Here is an 18,934-nt window from a genome sequence, read left to right on the forward strand (position 1 = left end):
TCTGGGTGAGCGCCCTCGCCCTCGTGCCCCTGGCCCTGCTGGCCGCGGCGTCCTGGTCCGGGCGCTGGGTCCGTCCCAGTGCCGACGACTGGTGCTTCCTCCCGGTCGTACGGGACGAGGGCCTCGCCGGTATCGTCGGCAAGTTCTATCTCGACGACAACGGACGGATCGCGAACGGGCTGCTGGTCGGCGCCTACGCCGAGTTCGGTGTCGCGGGCCACCAGTGGTTCGCGTTCTTCAGCGGCGTGCTGATGCTGGGCATCCTGTGGGCGGTGACGGTGTCGTCCCTTCGACGGGCGGGAGTCACGGTGCCCCGCGGCACGGCGCTCCTGATCGCCGCCATGGTCACCGCGCTCTTCCTGTTCGTGACCACGAACACGTACAAGACGTTCTACTGGCCCGCCGCCTCCGTCTCGCACACCCTGCCTCCCGTGCTCGCCTGTGCCGCGGTGATTCCGCTGCTGCGGGCACGCTCACGTCGGGGGAAGGCCTTCGCGCTGGCCGTGAGCGCCCTCATGGGGCTGTTCATCGGCACGCTCTCGGAGGAGACCACCGTCGTCGTCGGGGTCGTGCTCGTCGCGGCGATGCTGATCGGCCGCTGGGTCTTCCCGGCCGGCAACCGGGGCTACTGCTGGGCCTGGTGCGCGGCAGGCCTCGCCGGGACCGCGATCGGCGGCCTCGTACTGCTGGCCTCGCCAGGCTCGCAGACCCGCCGCGAGCGGTTCGGTGCGCAGAACGCCGCCCTGCTCGCCCCCGACTCGCTCATCGGATCGCTGCGAGGTTTCGGAGAGATCATCGTCACGGTCGCCACGACGTGGCAGTACATCGGAGCGGTCGCCGTCGGGATCCTGCTGGGTCTGGTCGCCGACCGGGCCGACGGACAACCGATGCGTCCGCACACACGCTGGCCACTGCTCGCCGTCACAGGGACACTCGCTCTTCTCGTCTCCGGGTATCTCTGTACGGTCATCACCTACCCGGTCTTCCGTGAGCGCGTCGCGCTCGCCAACCGGCTCTGGAACGACTATCTGCTGCTCTACGTCGTGCTGCTCGTCGGCGCGGGTCTGCTCCTCGGCCAGGCCGTTCGGCTGCTCGCCCGCAACACCGCGCCGGTCAAGGCCGCCTGCGCCGCGCTGTGTGTCCTGGCGTGTCTCGGACCCGCTGTCTCGCTCGTGCGCCTGGACACCAACATGCAGGCGCGCGCCCAGCGTTGGGACCATCAGGACCGCTGGCTGCGCGAGCGGGAGGCGGCGGGCTCCGAGGTGCTCCCGTACAAGGCGGTCACCGTGAGCGGGATGCTGGAGCCGTTCAGCCGACAAGGGCGCAGCCCCTGGCCCGCCGGATGCGTAGCCGACTACTACCACCTCGAACGCGTCACGTACTCGACCCGCCTTCCCTGAGTGGCCGCTGCCTTCACAGGGGGCGGCCCAAGGCCGTGCGATCGCGAAACGCACCTTGTACGGCGCCTTCGCCGCCCGGCTCGGCACGCCCGCGCCCGCCGACGTGCCGGACGCCGACATCACGCAGGCCTCGCTCGCCTGCCTGCTGCGCGGCCACATCACGCTGCCCGCTCACAGCGAGGTCTTCGCCTTGCACCCGGCCGGCCTGACCACGGCCGACGTCCGCCTGGTCACTGCCTCGGACGGCGCCGGTTAACTCACCGGGCCGTGACCGGGAGGAGCCGCGCCGGGCCGTCGCGGCGTAGCTGTTCGTGCGCGGGCAGTCTGCGAAATCCTGGGGGCCTACCCGCCCGGTGGGTGCCGGGTGTGACCGGGAGACATGCGCCCTCCAACTCCGACGGCGAGCAGGAGCGGACGGCGTACGCGGAGCCATCCACTCCAGCGGCTTGACGGCCATATCTCGCGGGCGGTTGTCGGTGCCGCCGCCTACGCTGTGTCTCACTTCGCGATCTGTGAGGGGGGGTACCTCGAGGTCGTCTGTTTACCCATGCGCACACGAGGTGATGCACCATGACTTCCGCCATCCCGCACGAAGAGACGGCGCCGGACGTCAACAGTTTCCAGGTCGACCTGCGGGGGCTGGTCGACCTGCTGTCCCACCACCTGTACTCCAGTCCCCGGGTATACGTCCGCGAGCTCCTGCAGAACGCCGTGGACGCCGTCACCGCCCGTCAGGCGCTCGACCCCTCCGCCCAGTCCGCCATCCGGCTCCGCGCCGCCGACGGGACGGTGTCCATCGAGGACAGCGGTATCGGTCTGACCTCCGACGAGGTGCACACCCTGCTCGCCACCATCGGGCGCAGTTCCAAGCGCGGTGGCGAGCACGGACTGGAGTCCGCCCGACGGGAGTTCCTCGGCCAGTTCGGCATCGGTCTGCTGGCCTGCTTCGTCGTGGCGCGGCGGATCAGGGTGGTGACCCGTTCCGCGCGTACCCCCGATGCCCTCCCGGTGGAGTGGCTCGCGTCCGACGACGGTTCGTACACCGTCCGGGTGCTGACCGACGACGCTCGTCCCGAAGCGGGCACCACCGTGTACCTGGAGGCGCGCCCCGGTTCGACGGAGTGGATGGAGCCCTCCCGCGTGGAGGCCCTGGCCCGCGACTTCGGCTCCCTGCTCCCGTACGACATCACGTTCGCCGGAGCCGACGGCACCGAACGCCCCGTCACGGACCGGCCCGCGGTCTGGGACCGTACATACCCCACCCCCGCCTCCCGCCGCGTGGCGCTCGCCGGGCACTGTTCCAACGTCTTCGGATTCACGCCGCTCGACACGATCGACCTCGACCTGCCGGTGGCCGGCGTGCGCGGGGTCGCGTACGTACTCCCCGAACCGACCAGCCCCGCGCACAAGGCCGGTCACCGCACCTACCTCAAGGGCATGCTGCTCACCGACCACGCGAGCAACCTGCTGCCCGACTGGGCTTTTTTCGTCCGGGCCGTGGTGGACACGGACTCGCTGCGGCCGACGGCCTCGCGCGAGAACCTGTACGACGACGAAACCCTCGCCGCCGTGCGCGACGCCCTCGGCGGACGGGTACGGCAATGGCTGACCGAGCTCGCCGCAGGCGACCCCCAGCGACTCGCGGACTTCCTGCGCGTCCACCACCTCGGCGTGAAGTCGCTGGCACGCCACGACGCCGAGCTCTTCGAACTCATGCTGCCCTGGCTGCCGTTCGAGACCAGCGACGGAAACCTCGGTCTCGAGGAGTTCGCCGCGGCGCACAAGGAGATCCACTTCACCCGGACCGTGGAGGAGTTCCGGCAGATCGCCCCGATCGCCGCCGCCCACGGCCTCGGTGTCGTCAACGCCGGATACACCTACGACGCCGAACTGCTCACCCTGCTCCCCACGATCCGTCCGGGTCTGAAGGTCACCGAACTCGATGCCGGAGCCGTCACCGAGCGGCTCGACCCGGTCTCCACCACCGATGAGCTGGCCCTCGCCTCCTTCCTCGCCACGGCCCGCACCCGGCTGGACCCGCACGGCTGCGACGTGGCGCTGCGAGCGTTCCAGCCGGTGAGTGTGCCCGCGCTCTTCCTGGACGACCGTCAGGCGCGCCACGAGCGGGACCGCGTCACCGCCCAGGAGAACGCCGACTCGCTGTGGACCGACATCCTCGGTTCCCTGCGGGGTTCGGCGCCCCGGGCCCGGCTGGTCCTCAACCACAACAACCCGCTCATCCGCCGGATCGCCGGTCTGCCCGACGTCGAACTCACCGGCACAGCCGTCGAGTCGCTGTACGGCCAGGCCCTGCTGATGTCGCAGCGGCCCCTGCGCCCCGCCGACTCCACCCTGCTCAACCGTGCCTTCCTCGGGCTTCTGGAATGGGCGACCCACGCGAACCCCCAGGAGAACCAGAAGTGACCACCATGACCCCCGACGACATCCTTCGCGAGCTGGTCGAGAACGCCCGCGCACCCCACGGCACGGCGCGCAATGCCCATGCCGAGGCACTCGGCGCGGCCGCCGAGGCCACGGGAGACCGAGAGCTGTTCCGCCGGGCCCTCGTCGCCATGATCGAGGCCTACGAATACAGCGCCGAGCGCACCAAGATGGTGGTTCCCTTCGCCCGGCTGCTCCAGGAGTACGACCGCGACCCGGGCGCCTTCGCCGCCCATGAGGTGCACCGGCTGTTCTGGCGCTTCAAGTGGGTGGCCGGGCGGATCGTCGAGTCCCCGGAGATCCCGCTCTCGGCCGTCGACGGCTGGCTGATGGACATGGAACGCCGCTACAGGATGGCCGGATACAGCGAACGGGCCGTACGCCAGGCCGAGTTCCACCTGGCCGACGCGACCGGCGACCACGCCCGGATGGAGCGGGCGATCACCGGGTGGGCGGCGGCCGAGCGGGACTCGATGAGCGACTGCCACGCCTGCGAGATCAACACCCAGGGCTGGTACTGGGCACGCAAGGGCGACGACGCGAAGGCGATCGAGGTCTGGAAGCCGGTCCTCACCGACGGCCTGTGCTGTATGGAGGAGCCCCACCGGGTGCTGGCCCACGCCCTGCTCCCGCTCGCGCGGCTCGGCCGCACCGACGAGGCGCGTACGTACCATGTGCGCGGCTACCGCATGGTCCGTGGCAAGGAGAACCTGCTCCGCTCCGTCGGCGAGCACATCGAATTCTGTGCGCTGACCGGGAACGAGTCACGCGGCCTGGAGATCCTGGCCGAGCACGCCGGACACCTCGGCCCGCTGGCGGACGTCGAATCACAGATGGAGTTCGCCGGGGGAGTGCTCGTCCTGCTGCGCAGGCTCACCGACCTGGGACACGGGGACAGCCCGACCGTCTCCCACCGGGGCGCAGTCCGCGGCGTGAAGGAGCTGTACGAGCTGCTGTACGCCGCGGCCACGGACATCGCCGCCCGCTTCGACGCACGCAACGGCACGACGCTCGTCTCCCAGCGGCTGGTCGACCGGATCGGACAGCAGCCCCTGGTGCAGTCGCTTCCCCTGGGCGTACGCAGTGCGGAGCTGCCCCTGCCGGGCCAGGCCGCCGCGCAGGACCGCAGCGGACGCCCGCGCGCCACGGAACCCGGCCCCGCCGAGGGCGGCGAGGGACCGGATCCGGCCGAGCTCGTCGAACGTGCACGGGCCGCCCGGAGACAGGGACACCCGTCCGCCCCCGGACTGTGGGCCGAGGTGGCCCGGCTCGTCGACGCCGCCGAAGGCACGGGCGAAGGCTGCCTGCCCGACCCGGCGCTGGCCGGGGACCTACTCGCGCACAGGGCCATGACCGCCGCCGGCGCGGGCGACCCGGAGGCCCGCGTCCTCTACGCCGAGGCGGCCGCGTCCTACCGGGCTGCCGGACACCACAGCCGCGCCGCCCACGCCCTGCTGGCCGTCGCGGGATGCGCCGCCCAGTCCGACACCGACGCCGACGAGATACGTGAGCTGCTCGCCACGGCGCAGCTGGCGGCCCAGGAACTGGACGGGGCCGACCCCGAGCGCCCGCGCCGGATCGCCGCCGCCGAAGTCACCGTCCTGCGTATCGAGTCGTACCTGCGCCTGCGGGTGACGGACGACCCGGCGTCGCCCGTCGACCACTGTCTGGCGGCCGGCCTGGAGGGTTTCGTCACCACGTACGGCGGCGAGCCCGCGGCGCTGACGGCCGGTCCCGGGAGCGTGGCCGACATCGTCGCTGACAGCGAGTTGCTTCTCGCGCAGATGGCCATGGCAGTCGACGACTTCGAGCGGGTGACGCCACTGCTGAACTCGGCGGCACGACGCCTCCAGGCGGCGGAGCAGCCATGGGACGCCGTCGGACCGCTGTCATTCCACGCCGGTGTGCTCGCCGCGCGCGGCGAACTGGAGAGCGCGGAGGCCGCCGCCCGCGCCGCACTCGACCACGCCGCCGAGCTGACCGACGGCGCGTCCCAGGGCGGACTGCGGCTGACACTCGCCGAGATCCTGCTCCGCCGGGGCGAGGCCGAGGACGCGGTGCCGTATGCCCTCGACGCGACCCACTGGTTCGACCAGGCCGGTCTCGCGGCAGGGGCAGGGGCCCGGGCCAGGTTGCTCCTGGCGAGGGCGTACGCGGCGGCGGGGCGCACCGCCGAGGCCGGGGAGGTGCTCCAGTCGGCCCTGCCCGACCTCCTGGAGCACGGCCAGTGGGAAGGCGTGGAAGCCAGGGAGCTGCTCGGCGGACTTCTCCGGGAGCTGCACGACCCGCGTGCCGCGGCGGAGCAGTATCTGCTGGCCGCGGAGACCGCCAAGGGGTGGGACGAACCGCAGTACGAGGCCGGCCTCGCGCACTCGGCCGGGGAGTCGCTCGGCGCCGCCGGCCTGCACAGCGAGGCCGTGGCCGCCTACGAGCGTTCCCTGGAGCTCTGGCGGCGCGACGGCGGCAATCCGGGCGCCGAGGTAAGGCTGCTGCGCTCGCTGGCCTGGCTCGCTGTGGAGGACGAGGAGGACGAGGAGGACGAGGAGGGGGACTCGGGGCGCGGACGCGCGCGTGACCTGATGGAGCAGGCGCTGGCCGTCGGTGACGCGTCGGATGAGCCCTCGATGCGGGAGGAGCGGGCCCAGACCTGGCAGCAGTTCGCCCGGCTGCTCCAGGACACACTCGACGAGGACGAGGACGAGGACGAGGACGAGGACGTCGGCGTCGGCGGCGGTGAGGGTGACGGCCAGAGCCGGGAGAAGTCCTCGCCCGAGGGGGTACGGGCCGTACGCGAGGAGATAGCGGACCTGTTCGAGCGGGCTGCAGCGCTCTACGCGGAGTTGGGCGACGACGTGCTCGTGGACCGGTTCCAGTGCGAGCTCTACGCCGCGCGGGCGGAGAAGGAACTCGGCCGTGCGGACGACGCCACCGGTCGAGTGGCCGCTTTCATCACTGAACTCGAAGCGATGCAGGGGGACCTGGCCGCGGATCTGAAGATCCGCGCGGAGGGGATGCTCGCCCACCTGGCGTAGGGGTCCGGCCGGCTGCCCGTCGGCTCATCCTCCCGCGGCGGCGGGGAGATGAGCCGACGTCACGTGCGGTCTACCAGATCGCCTCGACCCACTCCGGGTGGTCGATGAACGGGTTGCGGTTCTTCTGGTAGGTGTCGAAGATGACCTGGTTGCGCCGCTCTTCGAAGGCGCTCGGCGGGTCCTGCGCGCTCCACTGCTTCAGCACGGAGAGGCGGCCGTGGTAGGGAACGCTGCCGTTGGACACCGAGTCGTTGGGCTCCAGATCCGCCCAGGCGTCGTCCCCCTCGTAGCGGACGGCCATGTAGAGGATCATGCGGGCCACATCGCCCTTGTCCGCGTTTCGCGGCTCGAAGGAGTTGGTGTCCGTGTAGCTGCCTGCCGCGCCGCTCACAGCGCTGCCGCCGTTGTCGAAGTCCTTGTTCCCCCGGATGCTGTTGACCTGGACGTCCGCGGGGCGCAGGTGGTGGAGGTCGGTGCCGGGGCCGGCCGAGGTGCCGAAGTTGCCGTGCGACTGGGCCCAGACGTGCTCACGGTTCCAGTCACCGACGTCGCCGCCGTTGAGGCTCTTGCTGCGTGACGTACCGCTGTACAGCAGGATCACGTTGCCGCTGTTGGCAGGGTCCTGGTCGGTGACCTTCAGCGCGTTCCAGACCGCGTCGTACGAGATCTTGGTCTGGGGGCTGATGATCGTGTGCAGCGAGGACTTGAGGCTCGTGCCGGTCTTGCCGATCGCGTTCTTGTAGTACGTACTGTCGTACGCGGTGGTCGTAGCGCTCGCGGGACTCGCGGCGACCGTCGGAAGGGTGAGGCCGAGGAGGACGGTGGCTATGGCTGTCGCCAGCACCTTCCATCTTCCTATGTGAGCAACGGACATGGGGGGTGCCCTTTCCGGAAACGTCACGCGCCGCAACGCGGCTTTTGCCCCAACGGCGCCGCGTTCTACGCGTGTTGACTTTTTGTCATCGGGAGCATGGCACGGGGCGAAGGCGGCTTGCGTAACCGGGAGAAGGCGTTTTCATGACGTTCTCGCATACGGCACAACCCCCGCTCCCCACTTCGCGTCAGTGGTGCGCTCGCGGGGGTGCGTCCTTGTTCGCCCGCCCCGGCACGCACCCCGACGGGCGACTTGTACGACTGTCCCGCGGAACTCGACGCCACACGGATCAGGTCGATCGGGGAAGCCAGGGCGAAGGGAATCGTCGGCCCGTCGGTCGCCTCGCGCGAAGTGCTCGTGACCGTCACGGCCGTATCGATGACCTGGTCGTGACGAGCGCGACGGCGCGCGCGGGTTCTGCGCACATTTTCGCTTCGCCTGCCGGTGGACGCGCGGCGCCGCTGAGCCGCGCCGGTGTGCTCGTCGGTGAACCGCTCGGCTCCCGAGGCGCCGAGGAAGCCGGCAGTGTCACCACCTGCGTCCCGATCGGCTGTACTCACTGCTCCGTACGGGGCAATGTGGCAGCCACCCGATGTGCGGCTCCGTGATCATCGAGTGTCCGGGTGATCAGCGCCCGGCACATGCTCGATGAGGAGATCGCGATGCGTATTCGCCATTCGCTGCTGTCCGCCGCTGCCGCGGCCGTACTGACCGTGGGTCTCGCGCCGGCCGCGACGGCCACTGCCCCCGCACACGCCGCCACGGCCATGAACCCCTGCGGGTTCTACGAGACGGGCTCCGACGCCCGGTACAACCACTGCACGTCGGACGGGTCGAACGTCATCATCGAAGTCGAGGTCTTCGGCCCCAACTACGAGCGCTGTGTGGGCCCCGGCGACACCTGGCTCGGCTCGGCGAGCAGGATCCAGGGGGCCTTCTACGTCGGCCGAACCTGCTGACCCACGATCGCGCGACGGAGGTCTCGGGACCCCGGCGGGCCGGGCCGTGCCCCTTCGGCGGAGTACGGCCCGGCGCGACGACGGCGCGGGGGATCCGGGCTTCCGGGCCTGACACCGCGCCGGTGGGACGGGAGTGACGGGACGGCAACGTGTGCCGCACGACGGTCATTTCGAAGGACGACCAGGATTTCACTAGGGTGGCCCCATGTCTGCCACATTGAACTCCATAAAGACGGCCGCCGCGCTGCGAACAACGGCACGCGTATCCGTCGAGTTGCTGCTGGTCATCGTCGCGGCGGCCGCGGCCGTGTGGATGCTGGGGTGGATGTGGCCGATCGTATGGCCGATCGTCGTCGGCCTGTTCCTCACCACTCTCACCTGGCCACCCGCCCGCTTCCTGCGCCGGCACGGTTGGCACCCCGCGCTCGCGGCCTCGGTCGTGACCGTCCTGTTCCTCCTCTTCTTCGCGGCCATCCTGGCGCTGATCGCTGTGCCGGTGGCCTCCCAGTCCGGCGAGCTGACCGACGGAGTGGTCGAGGGTATTCAGAAACTGCGCGAGTGGGCAGCCGGGCCGCCGCTGAACATCGGCGACGACCAGATCAGTGGTGCGTTCGACTCCGCCATCGCGCGCGTCCAGGACAGCATCGGCAGCATGGTCACCGCGGTCGGCACCGGTCTGAGCACCGTGCTGAACGGTGTGGTCACCGCTTTCCTGTCGCTCTTCCTGATGTTCTTCTTCCTCAAGGACGGCCCGCGGTTCCTGCCGTGGCTCACCCGTCAGCTCCCCGGCCGTCTGGCCACCGACGTCCCGATCGTGGCCTCACGTGGTTGGGAGACGCTGGGTGCCTTCGTGCGCTCGCAGGCATTCGTCGGCCTGCTCGACGCCGTCTTCATCGGCCTCGGTCTCTGGATCCTGGGAGTGCCCCTGGCGCTTCCGCTGGCCGTACTCACCTTCATCTCGGCGTTCGTCCCCATCGTTGGCGCCCTGTTCGCCGGTCTCGTCGCGGTGCTCATCGCGTTGGTGTACAACGGTCTGACGGACGCGCTGATCGTGCTGGCGATCATCCTCGTGGTGCAGCAACTCGAAGGCAACGTGTTCCAGCCCATGATCCAGAGCCGCGGGCTCGGCCTTCATGCCGCGGTGGTCCTGCTGGCGGTGACCCTGGGCGGCAGCGTGGCCGGCATCGTGGGCAGCCTGCTCGCCGTCCCGGTGGCGGCGTTGATCGCGGTGGTCTGGAACTACGTGCGCGACCAGCTCAGCGACCCATCGGCCGGTCCGGAGCCTCAGGCGGATCCCGAGCCCGACGAGCCCGACGACTCGCTCGCCGGCGCGAGGGTCCCTGCGTAGCCACACAGCACTCGCCACGAAGTGCCCCCTGTTGACGATTGCGGAACCTGCGGCCTGCCTATGGCTCCAAAGGTTCCGCAATCGTCCAGAGGCCATCGACCGGCGGACCGCGACCCCGAGGAGCCGTGCCGCCCGCCTTCGGCTAACCCCTCGGTGATGATTTGCCGACACCCGCCGCAGGCGGACGTACTGCAAAGGCACTTGCGGACACATGGCACAACTTGCTACCGCCGGTGGGATGCCGTAGGGGTGCACGCTGACCCGAATGAACTCCCGTGGCTGGGGCGAGGATCGAGCCGTTGCTACCGGACCGTTCGCCGAGGCGGGGTGGGCGGTGGAGGGGCCACCGACAGGTGGTTGTTGTAATCGGCCCTACCCGTTCCGGGAAGGGCCGATCCGAGGTGAGGGGGCGGGGAGTTGGCTGCTTGGGTGGGACGTTTCGCTGGGGTGCTCGTTATGGCCGTGTCTCTGTCGCTCGCCGGTTGCGGCGGCACCGACGGCACTGCGACCGGGGGGAGCAGCAAGGAACGTGCGAAGGCTGCGATCGAGGCGGCTCGGGCCTATCAGCAGGCCCAATGGGACCATGACTGGGAGTCCGCCTGCGAGGCCATGACCGAACGCCTGCGACGGAGTCGAGGGATGAACACCATCGCCGAGTGCGTCGAGGTTATTACGGCGCCCAAACCCGGCGACGACCGCGACGCGCGGATGAGCACGAGGGAAGCGGTAGAGGTCTCCGCCTTCGGCCCGCACCCGGCGGGAATCGGACTGGGAATGACCATGGACTCCAAGCGACTCGCCGTGGTCGTTGACATCGCGCTGCGACTCGTTCCCGACGAACGCGGCACCTGGCTCGTCGATCAGGTGGTCAACCTCTTCGAGCCCAAGAGTATGGACTCGAAGACTGTGCGCACAGCGCTGGAAGGCGAGTGAGCCGGGCAGTTCGTTCGGATCACCGGGCGGACCGTAGGAGATCAAGCGAAACGGCCCCGGGCGGTCGGCAGTGGGCATCCTGCGTCCCGATCAACGAGAGGGCCGATGCATGACCAGCCACTGCTGCGAGACGATGAACAACCGCGTGAACGTGTCCTGCGACCGACACGATGACGTCACTGCCTGCCGGACGCATTGGTTGGCTTCATTGCCAAGTTCCAGGAGTACGGGCTGATCATCCACGACGGCGGCACATCAAGCGTGCGGATCCACTTCTGTCCCTGGTGTGGTCAGCGCCTCCCCGAGTCGCAGCGAGACCGGTGGTTCGACGAGCTGGAACGCCGCGGGATCGATCCGTGGGAGGACGAGGTGCCCGCTGAGCTGCAGGACGGCAGCTGGCTCGCCTCACCGTCGCCGGAGGGATGAATCACCCCCTCCCGCGTTCTCGACATGGCGGGCGGCCACCCGGCTTCGACGAAGAGCGGTACAAGAAACGCAACACCGTCGAACGGGCGATCAACCGGCTCAAGCACGCCAGAGCAGTGGCCACCCGCTACGACAAGCGCAGCTACGTCTTCCTCGGCACCGCAACGGCAGCAGGCCTCGTTATCTGGCTTCGCACCTGAGCCCGTGTGTCACAACGCGATCGCCCGATAGGCCAATGCCTGATCGACCACCTCATCGGCAGAGAGCTCTCGCTTTGGCGGCCAGAAGATCAGGCCGCTGACGTGGCCGGATGGACAGGCCAGGGCTCTGTCAAGCATGTCCAACCACCCGTCCGCCTCGTCCTCGGACGCATAGTCCGCATCCATGACCCGCTGCACGAGCGCGACCGCTCCAGTCCGGCTCATCTTCACGGCACCCATCACAGCCTCCCTGGGCGCCAGCCTAACGAGCAGCATGATCGGCCGGACAACTCCTAGGGGCTGGGGTATCTGACGGACCGCAGCGTCAGCCTCTCCAGGCACGTTGTCGTGCGAGGAGTGCATACCGGCAGATGGTCAGCGTTCCGCCCCCGGGTCGGCCGGCTCGTCACTCAGAGGGCTCGGCGATCAGGGCGGTGGCGACACGGCGGAAGCCGAGGCGGGCATAGAGCCGGGCGACGTCGTCGTCACCTGCCGACAGGAAGATGGTCTCCACGCCCCGCGACCGGGCATCGGCGACCAGTGCCACCGTGACCGAGAGCCCAAAACCACGCCGCCGCGCAGCGGGCAGCGTTCCGACGCCGACGATCTCGCTGACGGTTCCGACCGGCTGGTGCTGGCCCGCGCACAGCGCCGCTCCGTCCTTCACGACCGCGGCCACGGACGTCAGTCCCGCCCGGATCCGTGCCACCAAGGGTTCCACCGATCCGTCGCCCTCCTGGGATCGCACGATCTCCGCGAGCTCGGCGACTCCTGCCGCGCCGACGCCCGTTCCGGGTTCAGCGAAAGCCAGGTGCGGCACCGCGAGTGCGCTCGCCAGCGCCGGGTCGTCCGGCCCCAGGATCCGCACCGCCGAGTCGCCGGACACCGCCTCGGCGCCGGTCACTCGGGCGTCCGGGTCCAGCACCATCAAGGGGTGTTCGTGCACGACGAGCCCCGCGCCCTCGACCGCGGCCCGAAGCGTGGGCGTGACCTCGTCGATCCACTCGAAGCTCTCCGGCACCGCGAGTTCACGCTGCCGCGCGCGGACCCGGGCGACTGCGGCGGCGCTCACCTCACCGGTCCAGCCCCGGGCCGGCCGCGCGTAGAACGGCCACCCTCGGCCCTCCCGTACGAACAGCGTCAGCGCCCCGAGTTCCTCGACCCGGGCACTGTGACGCGGCACCGCGTCGTAGTACCGCTCGATCTGCTCCAGCAGTACTCGTTCAGAGCGGTCATCAAGATTCGTAGACGTCACGCAGGGCATCCAAGCACCAGCACGCCGGACGCCGCCAGCCGAAATATCGGGCCAAGGCCCAATCGTGCCCGGCAGCGAAGTATTCGCTTTCTCCCGGGGCCGGGACTGACAACATGCCGCCATGCCCACCATCCCTCACGGCGACTACGCGGTCACCGTGATGTACTCCGTACCCGACGCCGCCTGGTACCTGGAACTGGACCTCCTGGCTGACGACCGCACGCTCGTGACCGCGATCGTTCCCGATGAGGACCCGGCGCGGGAGCCGACCGTCTGCTTCGACACCCGCGGCGCACATACGGACATCCCGTACGAGGTCATGCGATGGTTCATGAACCAGGTCGACGAGGAGATCCGGACGTCCCGGGCCTGGATGCGGCTGAGGCCAGAGCTCGTGGAGGTCGTGTCCGGCATGCGGCAGGAGTATCTGGGGATGATCGACGACGATGAGTTCGCCCGGGTCCTGACCCGGCTACGTGCCGGAGTCCCGGCGACCGACCTGCCCGCGGTCCTTGCTGCCGCGTTCGGGCGTAAGCCGGACGGCAGCGCCGTCGACCGTGCGCCGGATGCTGATTTCCGGCCAACAGAATGCGTCGATACCCAGGGCGGCTGCAAGGAGGCGTCGTGATCACATGGCGGCGGTTGACCGAGGACGACTTCGGGTTGTTGCGGAGCTGGCTCGCGCAGCCCCATGTCGCCCGCTGGTGGCATCACGACACGTCCGTCGAGGCGGTCGCACGCGACTTCGGTCCCGCGGCCCGTGGTGAGGATCCCTCCGAGGACCTGTTGGTCATGCTGGACGGCACCCCGGTCGCACTCGTCCAGCGGTGCAGATTCGCGGACTTCCCTGACTACGTGGCCGAGTTGGCCGACCAGACGGAACTGCCCGACACGGCGGTCACGATCGACTACCTGGTCGGAGATCCGGCGAGGGTAGGGCAAGGGCTGGGCCCGCGCATCATCCGGGCGATCGTCGAGGCGACCTGGACCGACTATTCGGAAGCCTCCGCCGTCGTCGTCCCCGTCCACACGGCCAACCGAGCGTCCTGGCGGGCGCTGGAGAAGGCCGGGCTGCGCAGGACCGGCACTGCCGACCTCGATCCGGACAACCCGGATGATGACCGCACTCACTTCGTCTACCGCATCGACAGACCGGCCGATGCGCTCGCAGATCCTCGGTCGGGTCCCCAGTCGAGTCCCCAATCGGGTCCGAAATCGGGTCCGTAATCGGTTCGTGAACGGCTCCGCGGCTGGGCTCCGCATCCCGACGTCGTGTTCTGCGGGCGCCGGTCGAGCGATCCGCCGGTCGAGCGATCCGTCGGTCCGCAGACCCACGAGTTTCGGTGGATTCGCCGATCCGTCGTTCGCTGATCAGCTCACATACGCGGCGATGGTTCGCGCGCACGCCATCGCCTCGGTATGCGTCGTGTCCACCTCCACGTCATAGGTCACCCCTTGATGGACCACGTCCGCCTGCGACGCCGCCATCCCCTGAACCCGGTCCGCTCGTGCTGCCTCACGCCCAGCGGCCACCGTGCTCTCGCACCTGACGGCGACCCACAGCACCGTCAGTCCGCCGACAGCCTTCTGCCACCGCTGCTGAGAAGCCGCCCCACCGAGGAAGACGTCGTCGACGATCACCGAGGCTCCCGCACCCGCCATGGCTGCGATGCCCTCCATCCAGGCCGCCTCCAACGCCCGGAAGTCGGCCCCGACGCTCACTCGGCCGTCAGCCGCGAACTCGATACCCGCCTCCGAGTCCTGCATTCTCGCGGGCAGGGAGTCCACGAACGAATCGACCCCGAACGCCAGCCACGGTTGCGGCAGCACGGCTTGCAGACACCGTACGATCCCGGACTTGCCCGAGCTGGATCCGCCATTGAGAATGATCATCCGAGTTGTCACCAGGTCACAGTAGGGGCACTTTCACAGGGCCGTACGGATCACGGCGGATGTCCCTGCCGTCCGGCGCCCGCACACGCCGGCCGGCTCGGAGTGCGACGGCGAGGGGAAGTGGGCAGCGCAATGGCACGGGTTACGGCTGTGAGCAGCAAGGGGACGTACTCCTTCAGCAAGCCGAACCGGACGGGCATCACGTTGCTCGCCGGTCTCGGCGTCGAGGGGGACGTCCATGCGGGGGAGACCATCAGGCACCAGTTCCGCATGACGTACGAGCCGGACCTGCCGAACCTGCGCCAGGTCCACCTCATCCATGAGGAACTCTTCGACGACTTGGCCGCCAAGGGTTTCACCGTGGCCCCTGGTCAGCTGGGCGAGAACATCTCGACCCGGGGGATCGACCTGCTCGGACTGCCCACCGGGGCCCTTCTGCGTCTCGGCGAGGAGGCGGTCGTCGAGGTGACGGGGCTCAGGAACCCGTGCTCGAAGATCAACGATTTTCAAAAGGGCCTGCTCCAGGAAATGTTCGAAATCAGCCTGGAGACAGGTGAGTTCACCTTCAAGGCAGGGATCATGGGGGTGGTCAGGAAGGGGGGCGACGTGCACCCCGGTGACGCTGTCGGGGTCGAGCTGCCCGCCGGTCCGCCCCGTCCGTTGGAGCGTGTGTAGGTACTCTCCCGGGGGCCCTGTCTGCGTATGCGTCAGATCATCCTGGCGTCCGGCGGTCGGTTAGCGGCAGAATCCAAGGCGTGAAGATCACTGCGCGCGAGCTCAACCGTGCCACACTCGACCGACAACTGCTGCTGCAGCGTGGGGCTTTGAGCGCCACCGAGGCGGTGCGCCGTGTCGTTGCCGTCCAGGCGCAGCACGCACCCTCGCCGTACGTCGCCCTGTGGAACCGGGTGGTGGACTTCGACCCGGCCGATCTGGACGCGGGCTTCACCGCCCGCTCGGTGGTCAAGGCGACGTTGATGCGGATCACGCTGCACACGGTTCATGCCGATGATTACCAGGCGTTCCGCGAGGCGATGCAGCCGACTCTGTACTCCTCGCGTCTCGGCTTCCGGTTCGCTGCCTCCGGGCTCACGCCCGATGACGGCCATGAGCTGGTGCCGGAGCTGCTCGCATTCGCCGACCGGCCCAGGACGACCGTGGAGATGAAGACGTGGCTCGAGTCCCGGCTCGGTGCCGACAAGCAGCCGGGGGCCTGGTGGGGACTTCGTGCCTACGCACCGCTGCATCACGCTCCGACGGGTGGGCCGTGGTCGTTCGCCGACCGGGCGTCGTTCGTCTCGGCGCGGACCGGTCCGGTGCCCAGCGGCCGGGACACGGTCGCGCCGGCCCTGCAAGCCCTGATCCTGCGGTACTTGGAAGGGTTCGGGCCTGCCTCGGTCCTGGATGTGGCCCAGTTCGCCATGGTGCGGCGCGCGCCGATCCGCGAGGCACTGATCGCGCTCGGCGAGTCCGTCGAGCAGCTCGAAGGCCCCGGGGGCGCAGTCCTGTACGACATCCCGGGCGCCTCCCGACCGCCCGCCCACACCCCGGCCCCACCTCGGCTCATGGCCATGTGGGACAGCACTCTCCTCGCGTACGCCGACCGCAGCCGCGTGATCCCGCCGGACTACCGCCGACTCGTGATCCGCAACAACGGCGACGTGCTGCCGACTCTCCTCGTCGACGGTTACGTCGCAGGTGTGTGGCGTCCGGTGGACGGAGGTATCGAGGCCACCGCCTTCCATGAGCTGCCGCCTGCGGTGTGGGACGCACTCGGGGCGGAAGCGCGCTCCCTGACGGCGGTGCTGGCCGGCCGGGACCCCCGGGTGTACAGCCGCTACAACCACTGGTGGGCCAAGCTCCCCGACGCCGAGGCTCGGGTGTTGCCTGCCTGACACCAGTCGGGCGGGCGTAGCGGCGGGTGCGTTCTCGGCGCCGTTCGTGTTGGCCGTCGCTTCACCGTGGTGACACCCCAAGGGATCAGTCCCGCAAAGAGGTTCGCGAAGGCTGATATGGGCATGTCAATCACGTCGCGCGCCCCACACCGCGGTCAATCAGGAGGACGCAGTTGAAGAAGAGCTCGCGGATTCGAAGAGTGACGCTGACCCTTGGCAGCGCCGTCGCCCTGGTCATAGCCTTCCCGGGCGGAGCCTACGCGGCTCCGCCCTCGGCCCTGCCCGCCGCCGCGGACGGCCTGGAGCAGACGTTCCAACCGGCCTACGACTACGACACGGACGGCTGTTACTCCACGGCCGCCATCGGGCCGGACGGCACCGTCGCCACCGGCCTCAACCCGAGCGGAGCGCTGAACGGCCAGTGCCGTGACGCGTGGGACCTCGACAACACCAACGGATACTCGCGCTCGAAGTGCAACAACGGCTGGTGCGCCATCATGTACGGCCTGTACTTCGAGAAGGACCAGGCCCTGGCCGGCAGCAGCCTCGGAGGGCACCGCCACGACTGGGAGCACGTCGTGGTCTGGGTGCAGAACAACGAGGCCCGGTACGTGTCCACCTCCGCCCACGGCAACTTCGACATATACAGCCGTGACCGGATCCGCTGGGACGGCACCCACCCCAAGGTCGTCTATCACAAGGACGGCGTGAGTACGCACTGCTTCCGCCCGGCGAACACCAACGACGAGCCGCCGGAGAACCACCACCACAGCTGGCAGTTCCCCAGCCTCGTCGGCTGGAACGGCTACCCGGCTGGTCTTCGCGACAAGTTGAGCCAGGCCAACTTCGGCAGCGCCGTCTTCGGGCTGAAGGACGGCAGCTTCAACGCCCACCTGGAGAAGGCCAAGCCGGCAGGGATCGCGTTCGACCCCAACGCCTGAGCAGCGTGCGACATCCGGTCGTTGACCGGAGTCACGCGGCTGTGGCCCCGGCTCCTCACCCGGCCGGGGCCACGGACCCGGCCAGGTGAGGAGCGGTCCGTGTGTGGATCGACGCGTGCGAGGATCTCGGCGTGAACGATCTGCACGTCCGCCTCGCCGCCGACACCGACCTCGCCACTCTCGTCCGCCTGCGCGACGACGCCGCCCGCTGGATGCTCACCCAGGGCATCAACGATCAGTGGCACCCCGGTGAGCTGGACGAGGACCACTTCCGCCGGATCATGACCGACGGCGAGGCGTGGCTGGCCGAGAACGACGGCCGGGTGGTCGGCGCATGGGAGTTGTGGTGGGAGGACGAGGACGCCTGGGGCCCGCAACCGCCGGTGGCCGGATATGTGCACCGGTTGATGGTGGACCGGGGCGGAGCCTGGCCGGGCACCGGGCGGCAGCTGCTGCGGGCAGCGGAGCGCCGTGTGGCCGAGCGGGGGCGGATGAGCGTACGGCTGGACTGCCTGGCCGGCAACACCCGCCTGAACGCCTATTACGTGGCCGAGGGTTACGAGGTCGTCGGCCACAAGGCGGGTAAGCCCCAGGCGGGCGGCGCGCCGCCCAAGTCGTTCACGCTTCTGGAGAAGCCCCTGGGCAGCACGGCCTGCCGCTCCCGCCCCTGAGCGGCAAACCGTCCGGGCCGATCCCGCCCTGAGCGGCCGGGGCGGTCGATGCCGCCACAGAACTGCCCTTCCCGCGGACCCCGCCCTGGGTGGCCCGGGCGGCCGGTCTCCTGCCCTGCGCGACCTCGACGGCTGCCGCCCGCCCTGGTGGCCGGGATGCCGTGCAGGCCTTCGAGTGACCGGGGCGGGTGCGGCAGCTGAAGGGCGCCGACGGTGCGGACTGGGCCTAAGAGGTCCTAACAAAGGCGTTGGACGTGGCGGTGGGTGATGAGGCAGGTGGCGAGGCCGAGGAAGGCTTCGTGGATGTCGTCGCGCCGTTCCCAGCGGATGCGCAGACGTCGGAAGCCGTGGAACCAGGCGATGGTGCGCTCGACAACCCATCGGTGAACTCCGAGGCCGGAACCGTGCAGGACACCGCGGCGGGCGATGACCGGTTTGATGCCCCGAGCCCAGACCAGGCGGCGGTACTTGTCGTGGTCGTAACCGCGGTCACCGAGCAGTGCATCGGGCCGTCGACGTGGCCGTCCAACGAGCCCCGGGACCGACGGAATCTTGGCGAGCAACGGCATTAGCTGGGTGACGTCGTTGCGGTTTCCGCCGGTCAGGGACACCGCGAGCGGGATGCCCTGGCCGTCGACGAGGATGTGGTGCTTGCTGCCCGGCCG

General features: G+C 69.5%; 19 protein-coding genes and 1 pseudogene. 15 read left to right on the forward strand and 5 right to left on the reverse strand.

Features of this window, described 5'->3' with window-relative positions:
* The first annotated feature begins 5 nt into the window (after positions 1-5).
* The 4 genes from AB0C82_RS12720 to AB0C82_RS12735 all read left to right on the forward strand — a co-directional run bounded on the left by AB0C82_RS12720 (position 6) and on the right by AB0C82_RS12735 (position 6,874).
* Positions 6-1,400 (forward strand): DUF6056 family protein, encoded by a 1,395-nt coding sequence (locus AB0C82_RS12720; protein WP_362839751.1) that lies wholly within the window; start codon positions 6-8, stop codon positions 1,398-1,400.
* Between the two features lie 55 nt (positions 1,401-1,455).
* Positions 1,456-1,656 carry a hypothetical protein gene (locus tag AB0C82_RS12725; protein ID WP_362839753.1) on the forward strand — a complete coding sequence of 67 codons (201 nt, stop codon included), beginning with the start codon at positions 1,456-1,458 and terminating at the stop codon, positions 1,654-1,656.
* Between the two features lie 314 nt (positions 1,657-1,970).
* Positions 1,971-3,824, forward strand: a complete 1,854-nt coding sequence (locus AB0C82_RS12730; RefSeq protein ID WP_362839755.1) for an HSP90 family protein — start codon at positions 1,971-1,973, stop codon at positions 3,822-3,824.
* Positions 3,821-6,874: a hypothetical protein gene (locus tag AB0C82_RS12735; protein ID WP_362839758.1), complete on the forward strand. Its 3,054-nt coding sequence runs from the start codon at positions 3,821-3,823 to the stop codon at positions 6,872-6,874. Before AB0C82_RS12730 ends, AB0C82_RS12735 begins: the two co-directional genes overlap by 4 nt.
* A 70-nt stretch (positions 6,875-6,944) precedes the next feature.
* Here AB0C82_RS12735 and AB0C82_RS12740 read toward each other — a convergent pair whose 3' ends face one another.
* Positions 6,945-7,748: an endonuclease gene (locus AB0C82_RS12740; RefSeq protein ID WP_362839761.1), complete on the reverse strand. Its 804-nt coding sequence runs from the start codon at positions 7,746-7,748 to the stop codon at positions 6,945-6,947.
* Between the two features lie 662 nt (positions 7,749-8,410).
* On the opposite strand from AB0C82_RS12740, the gene AB0C82_RS12745 reads away from it, so the two are divergent.
* The 5 genes and pseudogenes from AB0C82_RS12745 to AB0C82_RS12765 form a co-directional block, all read left to right on the forward strand.
* Positions 8,411-8,707 (forward strand): DUF6355 family natural product biosynthesis protein, encoded by a 297-nt coding sequence (locus AB0C82_RS12745; protein WP_362839764.1) that lies wholly within the window; start codon positions 8,411-8,413, stop codon positions 8,705-8,707.
* Positions 8,708-8,912: 205 nt separating this feature from the next.
* The gene (locus AB0C82_RS12750; RefSeq protein WP_362839766.1) at positions 8,913-10,055 is read left to right on the forward strand and encodes an AI-2E family transporter; all 1,143 of its coding nucleotides are present in this window, start codon (positions 8,913-8,915) and stop codon (positions 10,053-10,055) included.
* 456 nt (positions 10,056-10,511) lie between these two features.
* Positions 10,512-10,988, forward strand: coding sequence for a hypothetical protein (locus AB0C82_RS12755; protein ID WP_362839768.1), 477 nt, complete (start codon positions 10,512-10,514; stop codon positions 10,986-10,988).
* 195 nt (positions 10,989-11,183) lie between these two features.
* Positions 11,184-11,414 (forward strand): hypothetical protein, encoded by a 231-nt coding sequence (locus AB0C82_RS12760; RefSeq protein ID WP_362839771.1) that lies wholly within the window; start codon positions 11,184-11,186, stop codon positions 11,412-11,414.
* A 26-nt stretch (positions 11,415-11,440) separates the two neighbouring features.
* A pseudogene (locus AB0C82_RS12765) lies at positions 11,441-11,614 on the forward strand (IS5/IS1182 family transposase); the annotation flags it as partial.
* A 9-nt stretch (positions 11,615-11,623) separates the two neighbouring features.
* Here the strand turns inward: AB0C82_RS12765 and AB0C82_RS12770 are convergent.
* Positions 11,624-11,854, reverse strand: coding sequence for an e9imm peptide (locus tag AB0C82_RS12770; RefSeq protein ID WP_362839773.1), 231 nt, complete (start codon positions 11,852-11,854; stop codon positions 11,624-11,626).
* A gap of 166 nt (positions 11,855-12,020) precedes the next feature.
* Entirely contained in the window at positions 12,021-12,869 is an 849-nt protein-coding gene (locus AB0C82_RS12775; RefSeq protein ID WP_362839776.1) for a GNAT family N-acetyltransferase, read from the reverse strand.
* A gap of 121 nt (positions 12,870-12,990) precedes the next feature.
* Here AB0C82_RS12775 and AB0C82_RS12780 point away from each other — a divergent pair, with 121 nt between their 5' ends.
* Positions 12,991-13,497, forward strand: coding sequence for a hypothetical protein (locus AB0C82_RS12780; RefSeq protein ID WP_362839778.1), 507 nt, complete (start codon positions 12,991-12,993; stop codon positions 13,495-13,497).
* Positions 13,494-14,096 (forward strand): GNAT family N-acetyltransferase, encoded by a 603-nt coding sequence (locus AB0C82_RS12785; RefSeq protein ID WP_362839780.1) that lies wholly within the window; start codon positions 13,494-13,496, stop codon positions 14,094-14,096. The genes AB0C82_RS12780 and AB0C82_RS12785 overlap by 4 nt, the downstream gene beginning before the upstream one ends.
* Positions 14,097-14,240: 144 nt before the next feature.
* On the opposite strand, the gene cpt is transcribed toward AB0C82_RS12785, so the two are convergent.
* The gene (gene cpt / locus AB0C82_RS12790; RefSeq protein ID WP_362839783.1) at positions 14,241-14,762 is read right to left on the reverse strand and encodes a chloramphenicol phosphotransferase CPT; all 522 of its coding nucleotides are present in this window, start codon (positions 14,760-14,762) and stop codon (positions 14,241-14,243) included.
* Positions 14,763-14,894: 132 nt separating this feature from the next.
* Here cpt and AB0C82_RS12795 point away from each other — a divergent pair, with 132 nt between their 5' ends.
* The 4 genes from AB0C82_RS12795 to AB0C82_RS12810 all read left to right on the forward strand — a co-directional run bounded on the left by AB0C82_RS12795 (position 14,895) and on the right by AB0C82_RS12810 (position 18,269).
* The gene (locus AB0C82_RS12795) at positions 14,895-15,437 is read left to right on the forward strand and encodes an MOSC domain-containing protein (RefSeq protein WP_362839786.1); all 543 of its coding nucleotides are present in this window, start codon (positions 14,895-14,897) and stop codon (positions 15,435-15,437) included.
* Positions 15,438-15,517: 80 nt separating this feature from the next.
* A complete protein-coding gene (locus tag AB0C82_RS12800; RefSeq protein WP_362839788.1) occupies positions 15,518-16,657 on the forward strand; it encodes a winged helix DNA-binding domain-containing protein in 1,140 nt (379 codons plus the stop codon).
* 173 nt (positions 16,658-16,830) lie between these two features.
* Positions 16,831-17,598 carry an NPP1 family protein gene (locus AB0C82_RS12805; RefSeq protein ID WP_362839791.1) on the forward strand — a complete coding sequence of 256 codons (768 nt, stop codon included), beginning with the start codon at positions 16,831-16,833 and terminating at the stop codon, positions 17,596-17,598.
* 131 nt (positions 17,599-17,729) lie between these two features.
* Positions 17,730-18,269, forward strand: coding sequence for a GNAT family N-acetyltransferase (locus tag AB0C82_RS12810; protein ID WP_362839879.1), 540 nt, complete (start codon positions 17,730-17,732; stop codon positions 18,267-18,269).
* Positions 18,270-18,505: 236 nt separating this feature from the next.
* Here AB0C82_RS12810 and AB0C82_RS12815 read toward each other — a convergent pair.
* On the reverse strand, positions 18,506-18,934 hold a 429-nt coding region (locus AB0C82_RS12815; RefSeq protein WP_362839794.1), incomplete at its 5' end, for an IS5 family transposase.

This window comes from Streptomyces sp. NPDC048560 (assembly GCF_040650955.1).
Lineage (GTDB): Bacteria > Actinomycetota > Actinomycetes > Streptomycetales > Streptomycetaceae > Streptomyces.

Excerpts from the sequence above, each read along its gene's own strand:
- AB0C82_RS12745 (WP_362839764.1), top strand. The coding sequence starts at position 8,411 with ATGCGTATTCGCCATTCGCTGCTGTCCGCCGCTGCCGCGGCCGTACTG.
- AB0C82_RS12750 (WP_362839766.1), top strand. The coding sequence starts at position 8,913 with ATGTCTGCCACATTGAACTCCATAAAGACGGCCGCCGCGCTGCGAACA.
- AB0C82_RS12755 (WP_362839768.1), top strand. The coding sequence starts at position 10,512 with ATGGCCGTGTCTCTGTCGCTCGCCGGTTGCGGCGGCACCGACGGCACT.
- AB0C82_RS12730 (WP_362839755.1), top strand. The coding sequence starts at position 1,971 with ATGACTTCCGCCATCCCGCACGAAGAGACGGCGCCGGACGTCAACAGT.
- cpt (WP_362839783.1), bottom strand. The coding sequence starts at position 14,762 with ATGATCATTCTCAATGGCGGATCCAGCTCGGGCAAGTCCGGGATCGTA.
- AB0C82_RS12740 (WP_362839761.1), bottom strand. The coding sequence starts at position 7,748 with ATGTCCGTTGCTCACATAGGAAGATGGAAGGTGCTGGCGACAGCCATA.
- AB0C82_RS12770 (WP_362839773.1), bottom strand. The coding sequence starts at position 11,854 with ATGGGTGCCGTGAAGATGAGCCGGACTGGAGCGGTCGCGCTCGTGCAG.
- AB0C82_RS12780 (WP_362839778.1), top strand. The coding sequence starts at position 12,991 with ATGCCCACCATCCCTCACGGCGACTACGCGGTCACCGTGATGTACTCC.
- AB0C82_RS12795 (WP_362839786.1), top strand. The coding sequence starts at position 14,895 with ATGGCACGGGTTACGGCTGTGAGCAGCAAGGGGACGTACTCCTTCAGC.